We start from the raw sequence: 21,285 nt of genomic DNA on the forward strand, positions 1-21,285 counted from the left end.
ACGATAAGCTCACTATCTATTAAAAAGCATAAAGCTTAAGATGGGTAGTCCAAATTCTTAAAAGTTCCTAAATTTTCAACATGTTTCACAGTTTTTTCATGTCTATATATGTAAAAAAGACCGCTATGACGCGGCCTGTAAGCATGTTTCGAATCTGTCCAAAATATTGTTGGTTCACTGGGATGAAAATGGTAAACTTCATCGCTAACGACTGGCCAGAATTTGTTTATAGACCTCAATAGCCGATTGTCTTGAGACTTTCAGATCCACAATTGCACCCTGCCGAGGCTGATGAATCTCTTTGCTATGCAAATCCTTCAAGTCAGGCAGCCATTTGCGGATGTAATCCCCTTGGGGATCATACTTCTCTGACTGTGTCACCGGATTGTTCACCCGAAAGTATGGAGCTGCATTCTCGCCAAGTGATGCACACCACAGCCAGTTGCCCCGGTTTTGAATATTGTCATAGTCACGAAGCTTGCGTCTGAAATACGCTTCACCCAGCGTGAACGGGCATCGCAGATTTTTGGTAAGGAACATCGCGGTCAGAATACGAAGCCGATTCGGCATATGTCCAGTCTCATTCAGTTCCGTCATGGCTGCATCGATAATCGGAATGCCCGTTTCGGCCTTACACCACTGTTCGAAGTGAACCTCACTGAGCGCCGACAGATCATAAACTTTTTCATATGTAAAATAATGACTCTCATATACGGCCCGATACAGATAGAAGTCGCGGAAGCACAATTGTCTGATCCATTCATCCGAATGCTCCGTGCGTTTTGCAGCATCGTACATCTTACGGATGGAAACAGCCCCCACAGCTACATAAGAACTGAGCCGACTTGATTCATAAGCTTCATATTCATCCCGATGGTCTCCGTAATCGGCAATTCTGTCAGATAAAAAACCATCCAACAATTGATGAGGTTCCTCCAAATCCGATACATCATATGACAGCAATTGAGGTGGCACCTGGAAGGTCTCCGGCCATTCTATCTGCTGATCACTGACCTGCACATCCGCAACCGTAGTGGTTGAAGCTGGATTAGGATGCTCATTCATGAATTCCACCCAGCGTCGGTGGAAGGCAGCAAATACTTTGTAAGGCTCGGACTTACCCGTATAATCAGCGAACCCCTTCAGGTCCATAAGCAAATGATCCGTCAGCTGCGTAAACGTGACTTCTCGTGCCTCCGTTACCTTACATATTCCACGATCACGCTCGATTGCATATGGCGTCATATCCCGATGAACTACAACTTCATCTATACGACTTTGTATCCGATCGAGGATATGTTCAATCACCTCAGCTGGTTTGCCATAAAGAACGTGCAGCTTGCAGCCTGACTCGCGATACCGCTTACCAAGCTCAGCAGCATGCTGTAGAAAGTTCACTCCGCTATGTTCCTCTTCGCGACCTTGCCGCAGCAGAAATGGATCATAGATGAGCACATGCAGACTCTCTGCATCCTGGTTCCGCAAATAATCGAATGCGACTAGATCATCTATACGCAAATCTTTGCGATGTATGAATAACTTCATGCTTCATCCTCCTGCTGAACTTCTGCCTACTTTTCCATTAAATCTTCATACAGCCTGATTGTCTCCTGCTCCGGTTGATGTCCAAGTTCTTCAAGCAGGGTCAACGTAAATGAATGATATATTCTGAGTATGGCTTGTTGATCACCCATGGTTGCACTTACTCTCATCATTAATCGGCAAATCTCTTCGGCATATGGCTCCCGTTCCTGTAGTTCGTTCAACTGCTCCATCGCCTCTTTGCCCCGTCCATGCTGCATGTCCCATTCGGCGATATCCATAACCAGTCCTACATATTTACCTCTCAGATCTCTAGCTTTGGCTTGAGCCCAGCGATAATCATGCTCCTCCAGATAATCACCACGGTAGAGCGGGACGATATCCCGCAGTTGATCGACATTGTCTGACGTAACGGTAGCATATGCCATACCTTGCTCGAATTGCTCTACATCACTCACCAGATTACCCGATAACAAACGATAGCGGTTCATGTTGTATTCCAGCTTACCCGTCATGTTCCATTCCTTCAGCAGTTTGCGGATCTGATAAACGGAAGTATGCAGATGCGTTAAACCTTTCTCTTGCGAGACATCCGCCCACAACTTATCGAGCAGAATCTCTTTGCTTACCCAATCCCCTCTATGGTGAAACAAAAAAGCAAACAGTTCTTGCGATTTGGCTGTACGCCACTTGTGCTTCTGTGCTTCCTGATCCAGACTTCTGTAGATATCCAGATGTTTAAAAGTAAGCAATCCAGGCACACGGGTATCCAACTCCACAGCCTCAGATTCCAGAACCTCAGCAGTTGCAGCAACCTGAGGGGATGAGGCTATCATCCCTGCGGCAATGCGATCGATCGTTTTGCCAAGCCTCGCTGAACTTACCGGCTTCAGCACATAATCCAGCGCCTGAAGTTCAAAGGCTTCAACCGCATGATCCGCGTAAGCCGTTATAAATATAATACGAATACTGCTGTCCAATTGCTGAATATATTCAGCCGCTTCCAGTCCATTCATTTCCGGCATGCCAATGTCCAGAAACACTACGTCTACACGCTCTTTTGCCAGAAAATCAAGACCGGAACGGGCTGTTGAAAAACACTGCACGGGTGTAATCCGCCCATCCGATCGTAACAGGCGCTCCAGATGAAGCTGCGCCGGTTTCTCATCATCGATTACAATGGCTTTCATCGCTCTTCCAGCCTCCTGCCGTGAATTATTCAATGGGAATACCGGTTATCTTGGCACCCGCTTAATAGTCTGTTAACCAAATCCGCCCAACTCGGCCCATTATTTGGAACCATTTTTCTTCTCCACAGGTATGCGAAACCGTATTAGCGTTCCTTTCCCCGAATGACTCTGAATCTCCAGCCCTTGACCATATAAAGACAACAAGCGTCGATTAATATTCTGTAGACCTACACCTCCAGGACCTTCGGTTCGCCCTGAACTTACCTGAGCCAAACGCTCAGGAGGTATGCCTACTCCATCATCCTGTACCACAATGACGATGTGCTCATCTTCCCTGGTAATGCCAAGGTTAACCGTGCCGCCTGCAGCACGCTCCATCACCCCGTGACGAATCGCATTCTCCACAAGTGGTTGAATACTGAGTGGTGGCAGGTAAAGACGCACATCTGGGTCGATATCATAATGGACCACCAAACGCTCCTCGAACCGTGCTTGTTCCAGATGTACATAGGACTCCACCAACTCCAGTTCCTTCGCCAGCGGAACCAGTTGGTCGCGGTTCTGGAAGTCAAAACTCCCCCGCAGGTAGTGACTCAGTTCAATAAGCAAATCGGTCGCTTTATCCGGATTGACGGCACACGTTGCAATAATGACGTTGAGTGCGTTATATAGAAAGTGCGGTTTGATCTGGGCCTGCAAGAAAGCCATTTCCGTACGAACAACCTCCTGTACCGAGGTACGCATCTCAATTAACGTCCGTACTCTTGCACGCAGTTCACCTGCATCCACAGGTTTGCTCAGAAAATCATTTGCTCCTGCCTGGAATCCCATTTTGATATCCTCAGGCAGCCCGCGAGCTGTCAGCATTAGAATGGGCAACTCGGACAAGGAACTGTTCTCACGCAGCTTGCGACACAGCTCAAGCCCGGACATTTGCGGCATCATCCAGTCTGTAATGACAAGATCAATGGAAGGGTGTTCTTCACGAAGCTTCAATGCTGCTGTCCCGCTATCGGCTGCAATGACACGGTAACTTTCCGTTGATAACAGATTGAACAATACCTGTCGATTCACAGGATCATCGTCCACAATCAGAATGGTGTGTTCTGCTTCCAGAATATCATCCGTCTCATCCCAATCCATTGCTGCTGCCGTATCCTGCGCTCTTCTTTCTTGGGTAGATACATATTGGGCTGCAACAGGCCTCGAACTCGCTTGCAGCAAAGGAAGCTGCACAATAGGCAGGGTAAAATGAAAGATCGAACCTTCACCTGGCTCCGATTCTACCCAGATGGTTCCTCCCCCAAGCTCGACCAGTTTGCGAGTGATACTCAGTCCAAGACCAGTTCCCCCGTTAACCCTCTCACTTGTTCCGTTGCCCTGTTCGTAAGACTGAAATATGTCTTCCAGTTTATCTGGGGTGATACCAACACCTGTATCGGCGACAGATACCGTCACCATAGCTCCATCCACACGAGCATAGAGACGAATCTCCCCCTGCTTCGTGTACTTATACGCATTGCCCAGCAGGTTGTACAGAATCTGCCTTAGGCGATCCTCGTCCGCTTCAACCAACGGAAACGCTGGAGGCCATTGCTGAATCAGCACAACCGGTTTGTCTTCAAAGGTAAAACCAGAGACTTCAACGACCGTTCGGGCAACTGATTCGAGGTCCACAGCCCCCCGTTTTAATTCAATTTCACCATTTTTGAGCTTAGAAAAATCCAGAATATCGTTTACCAGCAGTGAAAGCCGCTTTCCAGTTGAGGTGATCATAGACAGATTTTTGGCCTGCTTGGGTGTGACCGCTCCTGCTGCCCCTTCCAGCATCGATTGAGCAATATTAATGATGCCATGCAGGGGGGTTCTCAGTTCATGGGACGTATTCGCCATAAACTCATCCTTGAGGCTGTCGATGGCAAGCAAACGCTCAGACAACGCTTCAACTTCACGGAATGATTGTGCGAACCGAATCGCTGTTAGAATCATCTGTGCAAACACAAATAACAGAAGCTCATACAGTGCTAAAAATGTCGTATCCACGGTGGTGAAAGCACCAACGGTGTGCAGCACAACCACCATAAATATACTCATCATGCTCATCAGGACAAAATGACCGTCATTCGGTCGATTTTTCAGCCAATGGAGCATGGCTCGCAGCGTGTAACCAATCACCACGAGTGAAATCAGCAGCATGGGCAGCTCCAGCATTGAGAACAGAACAGGAGACAATGTAAGGCCTACCACGCATTGGACTATTACCAGAACCACACCCAAGCGAACAAACCATTGATGGACCGCTCCAGGTACCAGTGCATCCATATAACGGAGCAAGAAATAATACGCAAGAGCTGCACTGATTAATTGCAGCCGCAGAATATCATTATTCGGTAAGAACGGTAACAGGGTTCCCAGCAACTTCTCTCCATGAGTTAATGCATACATCGCACCGGACAGGCTGAATAATCCCAGATACCGAAGCTCTTTTTCACTGCGCCGCAGCCGGAAGAGCATCAGGAAGAAGGCCGCTGGTAAAATAAATCCGAAAAGTGTCATCAGATCCTTGAGCCAGTCCTGCTGTTGGCTCTTCAGAATACTGTGCTCGTCTCCAAACAAAATGGATGCAATAATGCCGCCAGACGAGTAGCTGTAATTAGATACCTGAATGATAATATCTGCAACGTCACCTTCTATGGAGGTAAATCCCGTAAAAGGCAAATTGAGCTGAATATCGTTATTTCGAGTTGTACCTGGCAGCCCTTTGCCGCCAATCTCTTTACCATCTATAAATAAACGATGAGCCATACGGATATTTTGAGTGCGAATTCCGTAATCGTTCTTCTCTAATCTCTGGGGAATTCGAACACGCAGATGATAGGTCCCATACCCGTGCGCCTCTCCAAGAGTCCCATTCCATCGGGATGGAACATGGATAGGTAGAGGTTTGGAAAGCAGCTTGCGTCCGGATACATCCGCCTCAAAATCAACGGGCGTCAACAATTGACCCGGATAGAAATCCCACGTACCATTCAGGGATGCAGCCCCATGCCTGTCGAAGTTCCAGCTGGTCAGGTCCATGACCCCATCCCTCGCATGAGGGTTGCCGCGCTCGATAATTAACGTTTGTACAATGGATCCCAGAGGAAAGACAACAATACATATAAAGCTAATGGTAAGTATAATCCAGTGTTTTCTCATCTATGTAATCCTTCCGCCCCCATGGCGAGAGACGTCTAATTTTGTCGTTTTATACCTATAACTCCATGTTACACGTTTCTGTTGCTGACGGAAATAGTTCTTACATGATATTTTAACGCCAAAAAAGCCACAGGCTCAGCTACCGGAATGCAGACCGGAGTAAGACCCGTGACTTTTTGAATTTGTTGACTATCTGTTTTACTTTCTCGTTTCCTTACGCTTGTCCAACGACCTGAGCCAGTTTCTGCACAATTCCAGCCCAACCCTGCTCCATCCGTTCACGAACCATGGCATGAGCTTGTCCAAATTCAGTCAGTTTGTCCGCGTCCCAACCACTGTGAATCAATGTAAAGTCAGTGTCTTGTCCTTGCTCCATCAGTTCAAACGTAAGCGTCCAGTCCTTACCCCATTGGAATGACAGCTTATGTAGCGGCTGAACTTCCGTGACTTTGCACGGTGATTTACCAAAGGGTCCTGCTTCCAATATAAATTCATGCCCTTCCACTGGCTCCAGATTGCTTGGCATAAACCATGATTCCAATCCCTTCGACGTCGATACAATCGCCCACACTTTCTCCGCAGGTGCGTGAAGCAACAGTTGTTCCCGAATATCTGGTAATGCACTTGAAGATTCCATGATATCTCTCCTTCTAAATGGATATAACTCATTGTTCAAGATTAGATGATGTGTGTCAAATATATTCTAATCATAACAGATATTCCGGCAGGAGCTTTGTTGACCAACTCTCAAACCCACCCTATAATTGGAACATATTACATAAAAGGTGCGTGATTCTTATGATAGTCTGCTCTGAAAAATTCAATTCCAACCGTTGCCGGAAGGGATAAACATTTCGTAGCTAGTCCCTTCAACATTCTATTCTAATTATGTTGTGGAGGAAACGTTAAATGTCTTTTAGTTATTATGGTCCGTTATGTACAGAGGTTTATAATGCCACCAAACCCGTTGGCCAATCCCTTGGAGGCGATATTGAATTCTACCGTGATGTTCTGAAGAACTGCAATGGACGCATCCTGGAAGCGATGTCTGGTTCAGGTCGAATGCTGATTCCATTACTTGAGGCTGGTTTGAGCGTAGACGGTCTTGATTATTCAACGGATATGCTCGATTCATGCCGGGCTCTTTGCGCCAAGCGGGGATTGCCCATGCCTGAATTGTTCGCTGCTGATCTGGAGACACTTGATCTTCCTTATCGGTATGAAGTCATTATCATCGCCGCAGGCTCACTGCTGCTTATTCAAGACAGACAGGCTTCCATAAAGGCCCTGCGTAATCTGTATCAACATCTGGAACCGGGAGGAAGACTTGTGCTGGACCTCTTTCTACCCGATGTAACGAATACGACTTCACACTACTCAGGTACCTCGACTGTTCAATTACCGGATGGCGATACGATTACAATGGAGAGCAAAGACATCGAAGTCAATATGCTTCGGCAGTACAAAGTAAGTTTAATTCGCTATGAAAAGTGGCGCCATGGCACCCTCATAGCCACGGAACTGCAACAGCTTGCATTACGTTGGTACGGTGTGGAGGAGCTGCGCATGATTCTGGAACAGATCGGTTTCGTCGACGTTGTTGTATATGCAGACTTCGATCCCGAGCAGGAACCTTCGCGTTCTGATCAGAAATTTGTGTTTGAAGCGACACGAGAGATGACCTCGGAAGTGCTTTCACTAAACAGCTAATCTGTTGAGCAGCTAATAGCATCTGCTCGATTCGTTAGATCGTAATGATGCTAAAAAGGGATGCCCTCCGTCATATTCATGACTAAAATGTACCCCTTGTAAAGGACAATTTAAAAAGGTTAGGCAACTTCAAGCTGCTGTCTGTATCGTGCAGGCGGCAGCTTGTTTAAGTTCCATTGACCTCGATAATGATTGTAATAAATCATGTAGCTTTTCACTTCTTGCTTGACCTCTTCCAAGGTCATACACGTTTTAAAGTTCGTTTCATCTTTAAAATGCCCAAAAAATGATTCTTGTGGAGCGTTATCCCAACAGTTTCCTCGACGCGACATGGATTGTCCCAGCCCCATATTCTTCACAATCTTTTGGAACTTTGGGTTCGTATAGTGAAATCCTTGATCTGAATGAATCAACGCATCTGAGGTGAGGTGACGATGCTTTTTGAGTTGATTCAACGTCTCAATCGCAATGTCCAAACCGAGTGAAGCAGAGACTTCATAAGCTAAAATCTCATTCGTTTCAGCATCTTTAATGGTCGATAAGTAGGCTCGCTTATTTTTCCCATAAGTTAAATACGTGATGTCCGTTAATAGTACCTTGCCTGCAATCCCTTGCTTAAAAGCTCGATTTAACGTGTTAGGACAGGTTCGATGCTCTTGGGTCGCTTTGGCCATACGACGTGCGGGATTAGCTTTTCGAATCGGACAAACGATGTTGTACTTTTGCATGACACGACGAATTCGCTTGAGATTGTATATGACTCCATATTGGTGCTCCAGCGTCATTTTGATTTGACGGGCGCCTTTCTTTCTTCCACGGTAATGGTAGGCTTTCAGAACGATCGCTTTCACTTTCTGATCGTCTTGTTCCTGATTTTGACGATGTAACCTGGCATCTTCGCTACAATATTGGTAATAGCCCGAACGTGAAACTCCAGCAATTTCACAAAGAACATGCACCTTGCGTTGGAAAGGGTATGTATGCATCATCTGTTGAATCAGTTCGAATTTTTGCCGCGTACTTAGTTGGATTTTTTTTTTCTCATCTGCCTTTCGAGTTGATCGAGCTTTTTTAAGAATTCATTCTCCGCTTCAAGCCATTTCATTTTCGCTTCCAAACGGGCATATTTTTCTTCAAGACTTAATTCACGGGTCAGAGGACGGCCTGAAGCGTGTATTCTACCGTCTGTTAATCCAGCAGGTCCTTGTTCTTGAAAAGCCGCACGCCATCGATTGGAAGCCTTTCGAATTCGGGTTGCACCCAAGACGTCAATGGGAAAGCCTGCTTCCTGAAAAATCTCACGGGGAAGCGTACCTTGACTGTATTCTTGAATAAATCGTTCTTTGAACGCATCCGTGTACGTAATAGCTTTAGCGCTGACATTTTTCACATAGGGATTTCTTCTTAACTGATCTTGCTCTTGAGTTGTAAAGCATTTCTTTGACATCCGCTTGACCACCGCTCGTTTTTTATTCATTGTACACAAAAAGACCCTACAAGATGACCTTTTTTAAAGTGTCCATCTTATAGGGTACATTTTAGACTTATGGGACATCCCTTTTTAATTGCATTTATATAAATGTTCTAATTAAGATCAGTATCCGCGGGAATATGGCTGTGCAACAGGCGCTTTATCTTTGCTAACACCCAGTTCCAGAGCTGCATGAGTCGCCCAGTAAGGATCGCGCAGCATGCCTCTGCCAACCGCGACCAGATCTGCATCACCGTTGCCGATAACTGCTTGAGCCAGTGCTGAATCCTCAAGCATACCTACCGCAATGACAGGAACGTTCAGTTCTTCACGGAAACGACGAGCAAAAGGCACTTGGTAACCAGGGTAGTTACCCGGTTTACGTTGTCCGGAAGCCCCTTCACCACCGGAGCTAATGTGGAATATATCCACGCCAGCTGCCTGATAGGCACGGGAAATTTCAATGGTATGATCAATATCATATCCGCCATCAGCGTACTCCACTGCCGAAATCCGCATAATCAGAGGCATATCTTCAGGCATTTCTTTTTTCACTGCACGAATAATCTCGACACCAAAACGGGAAAGATCCTGTCCATACGCATCCTCGCGATGGTTCATCAGCGGAGAATGGAACTGGTGGATGAGGTAACCATGTGCGCCATGCAGCTCAATGGTATCTACCCCGGCAGCTACTGCGCGGCGTACACCGTCCGCAAACTTCTGTACCATGGCTTGTGTTTCCTCTGTAGTTAAAGCGTGTGGCGTATTGAAGCTCTCTCCTGGGAAGGTAACCACCGATGGAGCTACAGGTCGAGCCGCATCCTCTGCTTTACGTCCAGCATGCGCGATCTGAATCGCCACCTTGGAGCCATAAGCGTGAATGCCATCCACCAGCTTGGTAAAGGCAGGAATGTGTTCATCTGACCAGATGCCCAAATCATTGTCGGTAATACGTCCGTCCGGATCAACATCCGTCATCTCAATCACGATCAATCCTGTACCCCCAACCGCACGGCTTACATAGTGTACCTGATGCCAATCGTTCGGAATACCGTCTTTGGCAGTAACGGAATATTGGCACATCGGTGCCATGACGACACGGTTATTTAGTTGAAGTCCCTTGAATTGATACGGGGAAAATAATTTCTCTGTCATTTCAATTACATCTCCTATTCAATATGATGATATATGTTGAGGCAATTCCTTGTTTTCCAGATCGGAAAACAGCTGCCCATGCTTGCCGCAGTTGTCCTTCTCCAAATCCTCAATCACTATTATGAACCTAACCCATAGAAATACAAGTACGTACTTTTTTGTGAGATAGTACCCTTTTTTATACCTAGTTGACCCTTTTCCTCTGATGCATTCACCACAACTCGAAATGAACCCAAAACATGATATGATAGCCATACAGACATACAGGTTATACTATACCCACTTTATATAAGTTGTACCTAACGGTTACACGAAAACGGAGAGGGCAGGATAAACTGGAGAAGCGAAGCTAAAAGCTTTCTGAAAGAAAGCTGCATCGGAAGCATATACTCGCCTTTATCACCGGATTTTCCCTTTTAATAAGGGAATCAAAAAAAATCTGGGGATAACAGCGATCAGAAGGATATTCTGACCTTGTAGTGATAGTGTAAAATAAGTGGTCAACTTATATACTAACCGAGCCAAAGGAGCGATTACTGGTGAAAGATATTTTAATTCAAAGACTGACAACCTATGCTCAAATGGATACGCAATCTGATGAAAATAGTGAGAACTGCCCTTCCACACCAGGCCAGCTGGTCTTGGGTAAATATCTGGTTGAAGAATGTAAATCCATTGGATTGCAGGAAGTGACCATGGATGATAACGGCTACGTAATGGCGACATTGCCATCCAACACAGACAAGGATGTTCCAGTGATCGGTTTCCTCGCTCATCTGGATACAGCAACCGACTTCACAGGCAAAGATGTCAAACCACAGGTCATCGACAACTATGATGGACAGGATATTGTGCTGAATCAGGAATTGGATGTGGTGTTATCCACCACTGATTTCCCGGAACTTCGTGAATATAAAGGCCACACCCTGATTACAACAGATGGCACAACACTCCTTGGTGCGGACAATAAAGCCGGCATAACCGAGATCATGACGGCGATGGCCTATCTGATTGAACACCCGGAATTAAAACACGGAAAGATTCGCGTTGCTTTTACCCCGGATGAAGAGATTGGACGCGGGCCGCATAAGTTCGATGTCCCTGCTTTTGGAGCCAAATATGCCTACACGGTGGACGGCGGACCACTCGGTGAGCTGGAATACGAAAGTTTCAACGCGGCTGCTGCCAAAATCACAGTACGCGGCACCAACGTGCACCCGGGCACAGCCAAAAACAAGATGGTCAATTCAGCTAAAATTGCGATGGAGTTGAACCGCCGATTGCCTGCGGAGGAAGCTCCCGAATTCACAGATGGTTATGAAGGATTCTATCATTTGTTATCTATCGAGGGAGACGTCGAACTGACTAAGATGAGTTACATCATCCGAGACTTCGACCGGGAGAAGTTTGAGAAACGTAAAGCGTATTTGTTGGATGTTGTGGGCGAATTGAAAAGCAAATATGGCGAGAAAAGCATCTCCATTGAATTAAATGATCAATACTATAACATGCGTGAGAAAATCGAACCTGTGCGCCAGATCGTCGATATTGCACATGAAGCAATGACCCGCCTGGATATTGAGCCTGTCATCCGCCCAATTCGCGGAGGCACAGACGGTTCCCAGCTCTCGTACATGGGTATGCCTACACCCAACATCTTCACTGGCGGAGAGAACTATCACGGCAAATTCGAATATGTATCGGTAGATAATATGGTGAAGGCCACACAGGTCATCGTGGAAATCGCTCAATTATTCGAACAGCGTGGAGATGTTTAATCCATATCTAAAGCAATAGAATGACAAAAAAGAACCTTCACCTGACAGGTGAAGGCACGGGACACCCTCTGACCTGCAGAGGGTGTCTTTACATTTTTGCCGTACAACAGTTGTGAAGCACTGCCACCTATCCTTATTTATTCGTACATATTACCTCCCGCAATTTCACGCAGCTGCTCCAGATTACAGATGACAATGTTGCGCTGTTCTTTGCGGATGATATCACGGTCGCGGAGGTCATGGATCACCCGGTTCAAGTGTCTATAGCTCGTGCCCAGCATATCCGCCAGCTCTGTCAGCTTGGAGGTCTGGATTTCTTCTGTGATCTGCTCCCCCTGCTCCATCGTGGACAGCAAATAGCTTGCAAAACGGCTCTCGACAGGATAAAGCAGATTGAGACTCGATAGATTCGAGAAGGTATATAATTTGTGGGTCACATGACTGAGCATAAAATGGAGAAACTTCGGGTTTTCAGCATATGTATTCTTGAGATAGCGATAGCTTACACCGAACAGCAGACTCTTGTTGACGGATTCCACCGTGTTTTTGGCTTCCTTGCCATTGACCAGCTCCAGATCACCTACCAGCGCAGGCGGCATACTGAAACGAAGCAACAAAGACTTGCCATTCGGCAGTGTTGTATAAATCTTGAGCTTACCTTGGACGAGAAAATATAATCGTTCGGGACGTTCACCTTTGGCACATATAATCTCGCCTTTGGAGGCTTCGAGCAACCTTAATTCAGCAAGCGCAGGTTCGTCGAGTACCTGATCCAGGCCATGCTCCCGCGCAAGCTCGCGCAGTAATCCAAAGTCCATGATTTCTCTCATCTTGGATACCCCCCTGTGTGGATCTACATATACAATGGACACATGTCCCTTAAACGACATAGGTCCGTGCATATATCTTGATATAAAAATAGTTACAACTAGATTTTATATCCAATACATTCATTCAAATGGAAAATATTTTAAAGTCCAGCCTTCAAAATGACAATATTTTATGAAAAAAGGAGTACATGATAGCGCACTCTTATCCGATGAAAGATAAAGCAATAAGCATAGTTACAACTGCTAATTTAGAATTCAAATAATGAAAGGATGGTTCGACTTACCATGAACGTTGTAGATGCTCTTTTGAAAGTAATGCCTTATATCCGTCTGATTCTTAGAGAACCAGCCAGTCTAACGGTGTATGATCACGAGAAAGTACTGTATTCTGTCTCTACCGATAAGTTTAATCTTGGATTCAACGAAGGCGATCCTCTTTTGGATGGATATAAGAACTTCACCGCTCTCACGAACGGAAACGAGGCCTCTCTGACCCACCTGCCGGCAGAATACTACGGTATCGAGCTGGATGTCCTTAATATACCGATCTTTGATGACAATCATCAGGTCGTTGCTATTTTCTGCGTATCGTATGATCAATCGAACCAGAATCAGCTTGAAGCTATTATACAAGAAAACCAAACCATTAATGGAAACCTGGTTGAAATGGTCCAGCATGTTGCCGCTCATGCGGAAGAATTGCAAGCCACCAGCGAACAGATTCTGGAGAATACACGCCTGGCGGTAAAGAATTCGTCTCAGATCAACAAGGTTGCCGGGTTCATTCGTGAAATCTCTGAACAGACCAACTTGCTTGGGCTCAATGCCGCTATCGAAGCTGCGCGTGTAGGTGAAGCCGGAGCAGGCTTTGGTGTGGTCGCAACGGAAGTGCGCAAACTTTCTGTCGATGCCAAACAGGCTACCAGCGACATTGATATCAGCTTGAAAGATGTACAACAGGTTATTAAACAGATGGAAGTCGAAGTATCCCAGATTGCAGCTTCTTCTCAGGAGCAAGCTACGCTCGTATCCTCCTTCACGGATGTCATCGAGAAGCTGAATGAAGCGGGAGAACGCATGAAAGCTCTGTCTGAGCAACTCATCAGTTACTCTGTGAACGATTAAGGAAATGTACATCTCCCGATGGGAGGTTACCCACTCCCCCAAAGATAGCTGAACACTAACACTCTATATGTAGCAAAGAGGACTTGAAGGCCCCATGATGGAGCTTCCAAGTCCTCTTTCATTTGTCTTTTTATCGTGATGAATGTGAATGTCGTGTTGTATCTGTATTCGTTATTCCTTTATTATTTGGCAGCTTCATTTAATTTTGTTCCTACTACCTCGGCCTCCGACTCCCAGCATTCCACTTCGCCCGGAATGTGAATACGGTCCCGAGTAAAGATCGGGTCACGTCCTTCGGCCTTTTGTTTCTTGTAATCTTTCAGCGCATCGAATGTCACCTTGGACAGCATCAGGATGGCAATCAGATTCACCACAACCATCAGCCCCATGAACAGGTCGGCCAAATCCCATACCAACTGTACCTTGGCAACGGCACCGAACAGCACCATCGCGATGACACAGACACGGTATACCCACAGCCAACCTTTATTGGATTTGATAAACTCAATATTGGTTTCCCCGTAGTAATAATTCCCGATGAGCGTACTAAAAGCAAACAGGAACACCATGACTGCCAAAAATCCGGACGCCCATGAACCAATATGCACACTTAATGCCGCTTGAGTTAATTCAATTCCACCCAGATTGGAACCCTTGTACACGCCTGATAACAAAATAATCATAGCCGTACTTGTACAAATGATCAAGGTATCGGTCAACACGCCAAACGCCTGAATAAGCCCTTGTTTGACCGGATGTGTTGTATCCGCCGTAGCCGCAGCATTCGGCGCACTACCCATACCCGCCTCATTGGAGAACAAACCACGTTTGACACCATTCATCAGTGCGGCTCCCAGTGTACCACCGGCAACCTGTTCAATGCCGAAGGCATTTTTTACAATCAGCGCAATCATGGCCGGAAGCTGTGTGATGTTCGCCAGAACAACAAATGCAGCCACGCCAATGTATAGCACAGCAAGTACAACAACGATATATTCGGACGCCTTGGCAATCCGTTTAACACCACCCATAATAATTGCTGCAAACACAACGGCCATAATAATACCTACAGTCAACCGATCGATGCCGAATGAATTTTTGAAGGCGACTGTGATCGTGTTGGACTGCACAGCATTAAAGACCAAACCGAACGACAACGTGATGAGAATTGCGAACAATATCCCCATCCAGCGTTTCCCAAGGCCACGCTCCATATAATAAGCTGGACCCCCGCGGAATCCGCCCTTATCCTTGATTTTATAAATTTGGGCAAGCGTACTCTCCACAAAACTCGAAGCCGAACCAAAAATCGCGATAACCCACATCCAGAATACAGCCCCTGGTCCCCCCAGTGCGATTGCCAGTGCAATACCGGTAATATTCCCGGTTCCCACGCGGGCTGCCATACTGATACAGAATGCCTGAAACGGCGAAATTTTGCCGGGCTCCTTACTTTTCGGCTCCTTGAGCACTTTCACCATATCCCCAATCATGCGGAATTGCATGAACCGGGTCTTGGTCGTAAAATACAAACCACATACGACCAACAAGATGATTAACAGCTTGGACCACAGAAAATCATTGAAAACTGCAATAATATCTTGTATTGTTTGCTCCATTGGCAATGCCCCTTTTCGTTGATGGTTCGTTAAAAAGCGTTCCCCAGCTGTATGACTGAGCGAAATATTCTCATACTACTTAATAAGGCATACAGTTCTATCGTCTCAGACGAACCCTTTTCTGCTGGAGTACGATAGGTTAAGAGCATCGTTTGTACCATTCTGCACATCTCGGAATCCACATTTTCGGATGTTACCTATACTACAGGGACATCTACGGAAATCGACAAATACCTACACGGAAACATTTAAATTTTTTATAAATAAGCAACGTTTATCCATTCACTGTCACTTTATCTGACATATTGGTCCACGGGTCTTCACATCGGGATACACAACCAAGTATGATAATAGAGGATATTAAAAGCAGGGAAAGATCATTTATAGATACAGAGGACGGAATATATAGGAGTTAACTTAATCAGAAAGGAGGACACGGAAATGCGATATTTTATTGTGGATGATGATCCTGGGGTTCGATCCATGCTGATGGATATTATAGAAGATGAGGGGCTCGGCGAGATTGCGGGGGAAGCCGAAGATGGAGCTCATATTCATGCTGAACTGCTGGAGCTGCATAAGGTGGATGTACTGCTGATTGATCTGCTCATGCCCCAGCGAGACGGGATTCAGACGATACGTGCACTTGAAGGAAGGTTCGATGGCAAGATCGTGATGATCTCCCAGATTGAGTCGAAAAATATGATCGGAGAAGCCTATTCGCTTGGCATCGAATATTATATTACGAAGCCGATTAATCGGCTGGAGATCCTGTCTGTTCTGCGTCTGGTGGATGAACGTCTGCGTATGCAGCAATCCATCGCAGATATTCAACGTACACTGCAAGGACTTTCCAGACTGCAATCCTCCGAGCGTGCTACAACACCAGCTCCCGACAAAACGATTACCACAGCAGGACATTTCCTGCTATCCGAGATGGGCATGATCGGAGAAGCCGGCAGCAGAGATCTGCTGGACATGCTGGAATACCTGGAGCAGATTGAAACAGAGGAACATAAGCTCTCTCCATATACGTTCCCGTCACTTAAAGATATCTTCCAGAATGTAGCTATACGCAAACTGGGTTCCGATGCCTCTCCAGCGGAAATAACGAAAGAGATCAAGGCATCTGAGCAGCGCGTTCGCCGTGCAATTTTCCAGACATTAAGCCATGTCGTATCGCTTGGACTCACGGATTACACACATCCGAAGTTCGAGAATTACGCGTCGAAGTTCTTTGACTTTACGGAGATTCGCAAAAAAATGCTGGAACTGCAAAACAATGTGGAGCCCTCCTTGTCTCAGACTCGCATTAACACCAAAAAGTTCGTTCAGGTACTGTATCTGGAAGCCAAGCGGCTGTTGCATTGAGGAGTAAACAAAAAAACATGCGCTCATGATTGAACTGGAATGATACAGCATTCGTTCTTCCTGCTGCCTATTCCAGCTATTATCATGTGCGCATGCAAAAAAACCATCTATATCCATCAAGCCCTCGGCTTGCTTAAGTGCATTCGATTATACTCATTGATCAATTCATCCAGTACCATGGACTGCTGAAGCACATCGGGATGCCCAAATCTACCCTCGTTATGCTCTACCAACATATGAAGGTTATGTCTGGCTTTCTCTATTTGATTTTTCAATTCCAAACTCATAACCATCGCGTCTGATCCCTCCTTATTTCTGTGTTACATTTTAGGTTTTCCTGTCAATCTATAGTTGGATTAACATATGGCATAGTTCGCATGGATGTTTTGTATCCTTCTCCAATTTTTGAAAGTCTCTAAAGTCATCTCTACAAGACGATCCGAAAATGGCTCTGCAACGCCTAATTGAAGGTTGGCTTACAATTTCACGAGCAAATTTTCCCCACTAACTTCATATTCAAACAGTTGTGTCATTATTGTGTATGTTAAAAAAACAAAAAAACACCTCTCGATCTACAGACTTACCCAAGGGGTTACCCTATATCGATAAAGAGGTGCTTCTTCATTAGATCAATTTAAGGAATGAACATGGAATTTTCCGTATTTTTTCACCAAAAAACCAATCTCTTCGTTCTTGATCTCTAACACAAGCCTCACAAGGGATCGGATAATGCTCCAAAAGGTAATAAAATCCCTTTTCATACGTAATTCATTCAGGTACAATAGGGCGATGTGTGTGTCCGGACCAGGCGGATACGAAATAAGAAGTATAGAGGACGATTCCGTTCGAACGGATCATCCTGATTTGATTATTTGGAGGCTCATCAACACCATGCAAACCGATTCACAGACTAAAGTCAAAATCATAAACGCCGATCCCAGCGCGATGGGATTATTTGGGTTGGCCATCGTCACTCTGGTCGCTTCCTCCCAAAAGCTTGGCATTACAGACGGCCTTAGCTACGCCATTCCTTGGGCGATTTTCCTAGGTGCTTTTGCCCAGTTGTTCGCTTGTATTCAAGATTCCAAACGCAACAATACCTTTGGCACAACTGCCTTCGGCGCATATGCATTCTTCTGGTTCGCCATGGGTGCCAACTGGCTGATCAAAATGGGCGTGTTTGGCTCCACTCTTGCGGAACAGGCAGATGGAAAGCAGCTCGGATTTGCTTTTGCCGGATACCTCGTGTTCACCCTGTTCATGACGCTGGGTGCCGTGGAAGCCAACAAAGTATTGCTCATCATTTTCATTCTCATTGACTTCCTGTTCCTTGGCCTGACCTTTGACGCTTTCGGCGTAGCTCCTCATATCTTCCATACCATCGCAGCTTATGCTGAAATGGGAATCGGAATCGTGTCGTTGTACGGCACAGGTGCTTCCGTACTGAATGCTCATTTTGGCTACACGTTCCTGCCTGTTGGCGGACCGTCTGGCATTTTCAAAGCCAAGGCTTAATATACAGCATCAAACCGCCAGCGCGCCGGTCCGCGCCTGGCGGTTTTTTTGAATTATGCTTCACTTGAATAGGGATGTGACCGACACCTATACTAGAACTAACATATAGAGACGATGGGCGCGCCATATCTTGCAGAGTCCATCAGCCATACTGTCAGGAGGAAGAAATATGAGAGAGATACCTAAACCTACGGAATTAGATCAAGTGGAGAGAAAGTATGTGCGCGAAACACGTTGTTTCAAGACGGCAAGAGTATTTCCAACCGATGTAAATAACCATAATACCTTGTTTGGCGGCAAACTCATGTCCTATATCGATGACATTGCATCCATCGCCGCATCCAAGTTGTGCCGGGTCAATACCGTTACGGCTTCGACCGATTCGGTCGATTTCTTGTATCCGATTAATCCGACGGATTCGGTGACGTTGGAATCCTTCGCATCGTGGACGGGACGAAGTTCGATGGAGATTTTTGTGAAGGTGATCCGCGAGGATCTGAAGACGGGGGAGAAGAAGATTGCGGCGACCGCATTCCTTACCTTTGTCGCTTTGGATGAGAATAACCGTAAACTCATTGTTCCTCGCATCATTCCGGAGACGGAGGAAGAGAAGAAATTATACGAGACTGCTCCAGCCCGGGCGGCCATGCGGAAACAACGGCGGGCAGAAAGCAAGAACTTCGCCGACTTCCTCACCGTTAGTTATCCTTGGGAATAAGAGAATCAGGCACGCTATTCAGTCCTGAAGCATGCGTTCATGAATGGTCCGGCCCTTCTGCCCTGGTTCAATCAGGAGACGGGTCGGTTTGATGTTAATTAACGCGGTCAACTGTTCTCCCATGTAGTGGGAAGAATACTTGAACCCAATCTCCGCCCAGTGCATAATCACACCAACGGTCGCAGATACCAGGTAACTTAGCATGATATCGTAATTAATGGTGTAGTCGCTGTCTTCGGTCACCAATACAAAATCCTCGGTTAAATATGTTCTGAACATATTGCAGAGTCTCGTTCCCATATCCCCATGCATCGTCATCAAGGCTCGAAAGATATCCTGATGCGCTTCGATATATTCAAATACAGGCATCGTTGATGGCAGCAATGCCGTCATATCCACTTCTTTTAACTCCGCGTAAGGTGATGCATAAGCTTGTCCCACGCCCTGCATGAAATCATCCAGAATGAATTGCAATAGCTCGGGTTTACCAGGAAAATGTAAATAGAACGTTCCCCGGTTATAATCTGCCCGCTCCGTAATGTCACGAATCGTGACGGCTTCAGCTCCCTTTTCCAATATCAAAGAAACTGCCGCAGCAATGATGGCATCCTGCGTTCTTCGTGCTCTCCGATCCTGAGGGTGTTCGATAATCAACATTTCCACCTCCTCTGTCCATTATTGTAACCTAAATGAACACCGCTTACATCTCTGTCCGATAGCTGACATATGCGCTGTCAATGATGATTGTCACATTACTATGTATATCTTAACATTGAGATAGGAACGATAGACCACAGGTTGAATGTTCACTCACAGTTCACCTGATTTCATTTTATAAGGAGCGAATAAATGATGAGTACATCATATACCCAAACAGCCGTTATTACAGGAGCAGCCGGTGGCATTGGTAAAGAATTGGCACGTCGCCTTGCCGAACGCAAAATTAATCTGGTGCTGGTCGACCTCAACGAAGAAGCCATTCAGCAAACCATTACGCATCTGAAACTCGACAAGGAGCACGTCATTGCGGTGAAAGCAAACGTATCTCAGGAAGCCGATGTGAAAAACTATGTGCAGCAAGCACTTGATACGTTTGGTCGTATCGATTATTTCGCCAATAATGCCGGCATTGAAGGTCCAACCGGACTGATCGAAGATCTGAGCGTTGAAGCCCTCGACCTCGTATATAACGTCAATGTGCGCGGGGTATTCCTTGGTTTGCAGAACGTTATCCCTGTCATGAAAAAACAAAAATCAGGCGCGATTCTGAATACCTCTTCCCTTGCAGGTCTGATGGGTGCTCCAGCCGTATCTCCATATATTATGTCCAAACATGCCGTGATTGGCCTCACCCGCACAGCAGCGAATGAACTCGCGCCCCATGGTATTCGGGTCAACGCGGTATTGCCAGGCACTATTAATACCCGCATGATGCGCCAAATCGAGGCAAACTCCGGTAATGTGGAGGATTATCAATCCGCTACGGTATCCAGCATTCCGATGGGCCGCTATGGTGAACCGGAAGAAGTCGCAGCCATCATGAACTTCCTGTTGTCCGAAGAAGCATCTTATGTCACTGCTTCGCTCTACACTGTCGATGGCGGTATGATGGGTCAATAAGAAGAATGGGGCTAGCCCAACGGGGATGGCGGTTTAAAAGGTGATTCCGAATGTACAATCCAAAATGACCTCAAATTCCACAATAACGTGGAGGCTGAGGTCATTTTTTAAATAGATTGATTTAAATTTAATCCACGTAGCCAGCGAGCCCTTTTTCCATCAAGTAGTCCATTTCAGCATCCAGAATGCCTTCAACGGTCAGCTCATCCAGCTTCACATCTTTGCGGCTCAGAATGTAGTCGGCCAGATCGTCACCGTCGATATCCACGTCGCCTTTGGCATTTTCATGCGCTTTGTTAATGTACGCCTGCTCATGCTTCAGGACAAGAGCGATATTCGCTTCGCTTGCCTTCGTCTTCTCTGCAATATATGCCTTCATTTCCTGTTCATTAATTGAATTTGCTTCAGTCACGTTAAAGTCAGCTCCTTGATTCATACGT

The 21,285-nt window shown here is 46.1% G+C and carries 18 protein-coding genes; 7 read left to right on the forward strand and 11 right to left on the reverse strand.

All coding sequences use genetic code 11. The features are described from left to right. Positions 1-204: 204 nt before the first annotated feature. The 4 genes from AC3ITG_RS30950 to AC3ITG_RS30965 form a co-directional block, all read right to left on the reverse strand. Positions 205-1,545 (reverse strand): cryptochrome/photolyase family protein, encoded by a 1,341-nt coding sequence (locus AC3ITG_RS30950; protein ID WP_489252318.1) that lies wholly within the window; start codon positions 1,543-1,545, stop codon positions 205-207. Between the two features lie 26 nt (positions 1,546-1,571). Continuing rightward, positions 1,572-2,732 carry a response regulator gene (locus AC3ITG_RS30955; RefSeq protein ID WP_489252319.1) on the reverse strand — a complete coding sequence of 387 codons (1,161 nt, stop codon included), beginning with the start codon at positions 2,730-2,732 and terminating at the stop codon, positions 1,572-1,574. A gap of 99 nt (positions 2,733-2,831) precedes the next feature. After that, positions 2,832-5,930 carry a hybrid sensor histidine kinase/response regulator gene (locus tag AC3ITG_RS30960; protein ID WP_489252320.1) on the reverse strand — a complete coding sequence of 1,033 codons (3,099 nt, stop codon included), beginning with the start codon at positions 5,928-5,930 and terminating at the stop codon, positions 2,832-2,834. Positions 5,931-6,144: 214 nt separating this feature from the next. Then, on the reverse strand, positions 6,145-6,567 hold the full coding sequence (locus AC3ITG_RS30965; RefSeq protein WP_489252321.1) for an SRPBCC family protein: 423 nt from the start codon (positions 6,565-6,567) through the stop codon (positions 6,145-6,147). A gap of 272 nt (positions 6,568-6,839) precedes the next feature. Between AC3ITG_RS30965 and AC3ITG_RS30970 the strand changes: the two genes are divergently transcribed. Next, complete coding sequence (locus AC3ITG_RS30970) at positions 6,840-7,640, forward strand: class I SAM-dependent methyltransferase (protein ID WP_489252322.1); 801 nt, start codon at positions 6,840-6,842, stop codon at positions 7,638-7,640. A gap of 119 nt (positions 7,641-7,759) precedes the next feature. Here the strand turns inward: AC3ITG_RS30970 and AC3ITG_RS30975 are convergent. Further along, positions 7,760-9,087 (reverse strand): IS3 family transposase gene (locus tag AC3ITG_RS30975; RefSeq protein WP_489252323.1). Its coding sequence is split into 2 segments (ribosomal slippage): positions 7,760-8,718 and positions 8,718-9,087, totalling 1,329 coding nucleotides; the frame shifts between segments, so codons are not numbered across the junction. A gap of 147 nt (positions 9,088-9,234) precedes the next feature. Beyond that, positions 9,235-10,269 (reverse strand): NADH:flavin oxidoreductase/NADH oxidase, encoded by a 1,035-nt coding sequence (locus tag AC3ITG_RS30980; RefSeq protein WP_413374065.1) that lies wholly within the window; start codon positions 10,267-10,269, stop codon positions 9,235-9,237. Between the two features lie 539 nt (positions 10,270-10,808). Here AC3ITG_RS30980 and pepT point away from each other — a divergent pair. Next, entirely contained in the window at positions 10,809-12,047 is a 1,239-nt protein-coding gene (pepT, locus tag AC3ITG_RS30985; RefSeq protein WP_489252324.1) for a peptidase T, read from the forward strand. Positions 12,048-12,184: 137 nt separating this feature from the next. On the opposite strand, the gene AC3ITG_RS30990 is transcribed toward pepT, so the two are convergent. Beyond that, positions 12,185-12,877, reverse strand: a complete 693-nt coding sequence (locus tag AC3ITG_RS30990) for a Crp/Fnr family transcriptional regulator (RefSeq protein ID WP_489252325.1) — start codon at positions 12,875-12,877, stop codon at positions 12,185-12,187. Positions 12,878-13,543: 666 nt separating this feature from the next. Here AC3ITG_RS30990 and AC3ITG_RS30995 point away from each other — a divergent pair. Continuing rightward, positions 13,544-14,002, forward strand: coding sequence for a methyl-accepting chemotaxis protein (locus AC3ITG_RS30995; RefSeq protein ID WP_371121638.1), 459 nt, complete (start codon positions 13,544-13,546; stop codon positions 14,000-14,002). 182 nt (positions 14,003-14,184) lie between these two features. Here AC3ITG_RS30995 and AC3ITG_RS31000 read toward each other — a convergent pair whose 3' ends face one another. Further along, entirely contained in the window at positions 14,185-15,621 is a 1,437-nt protein-coding gene (locus tag AC3ITG_RS31000; protein ID WP_489252326.1) for an alanine/glycine:cation symporter family protein, read from the reverse strand. 441 nt (positions 15,622-16,062) lie between these two features. On the opposite strand from AC3ITG_RS31000, the gene AC3ITG_RS31005 reads away from it, so the two are divergent. Further along, positions 16,063-16,992 (forward strand): response regulator, encoded by a 930-nt coding sequence (locus AC3ITG_RS31005; protein WP_489252327.1) that lies wholly within the window; start codon positions 16,063-16,065, stop codon positions 16,990-16,992. 116 nt (positions 16,993-17,108) lie between these two features. Here AC3ITG_RS31005 and AC3ITG_RS31010 read toward each other — a convergent pair whose 3' ends face one another. After that, a complete protein-coding gene (locus AC3ITG_RS31010; protein WP_053782597.1) occupies positions 17,109-17,285 on the reverse strand; it encodes an aspartyl-phosphate phosphatase Spo0E family protein in 177 nt (58 codons plus the stop codon). Positions 17,286-17,883: 598 nt separating this feature from the next. On the opposite strand from AC3ITG_RS31010, the gene AC3ITG_RS31015 reads away from it, so the two are divergent. Together AC3ITG_RS31015 and AC3ITG_RS31020 are read left to right on the forward strand one after the other, a co-directional pair. Continuing rightward, positions 17,884-18,507 (forward strand): acetate uptake transporter, encoded by a 624-nt coding sequence (locus tag AC3ITG_RS31015; RefSeq protein WP_024629763.1) that lies wholly within the window; start codon positions 17,884-17,886, stop codon positions 18,505-18,507. Positions 18,508-18,712: 205 nt separating this feature from the next. Next, positions 18,713-19,225, forward strand: coding sequence for an acyl-CoA thioesterase (locus AC3ITG_RS31020; protein WP_063567782.1), 513 nt, complete (start codon positions 18,713-18,715; stop codon positions 19,223-19,225). A gap of 18 nt (positions 19,226-19,243) precedes the next feature. Here AC3ITG_RS31020 and AC3ITG_RS31025 read toward each other — a convergent pair whose 3' ends face one another. After that, entirely contained in the window at positions 19,244-19,882 is a 639-nt protein-coding gene (locus AC3ITG_RS31025) for a TetR/AcrR family transcriptional regulator (RefSeq protein ID WP_063567764.1), read from the reverse strand. 195 nt (positions 19,883-20,077) lie between these two features. Here AC3ITG_RS31025 and AC3ITG_RS31030 point away from each other — a divergent pair, with 195 nt between their 5' ends. Continuing rightward, positions 20,078-20,845, forward strand: a complete 768-nt coding sequence (locus AC3ITG_RS31030; protein ID WP_489254557.1) for an SDR family NAD(P)-dependent oxidoreductase — start codon at positions 20,078-20,080, stop codon at positions 20,843-20,845. A gap of 127 nt (positions 20,846-20,972) precedes the next feature. Here AC3ITG_RS31030 and AC3ITG_RS31035 read toward each other — a convergent pair whose 3' ends face one another. Further along, complete coding sequence (locus AC3ITG_RS31035) at positions 20,973-21,224, reverse strand: hypothetical protein (RefSeq protein WP_029880845.1); 252 nt, start codon at positions 21,222-21,224, stop codon at positions 20,973-20,975. Positions 21,225-21,285 lie beyond the last annotated feature (61 nt).

The organism is Paenibacillus sp. GL_099_B (genome assembly GCF_057835695.1).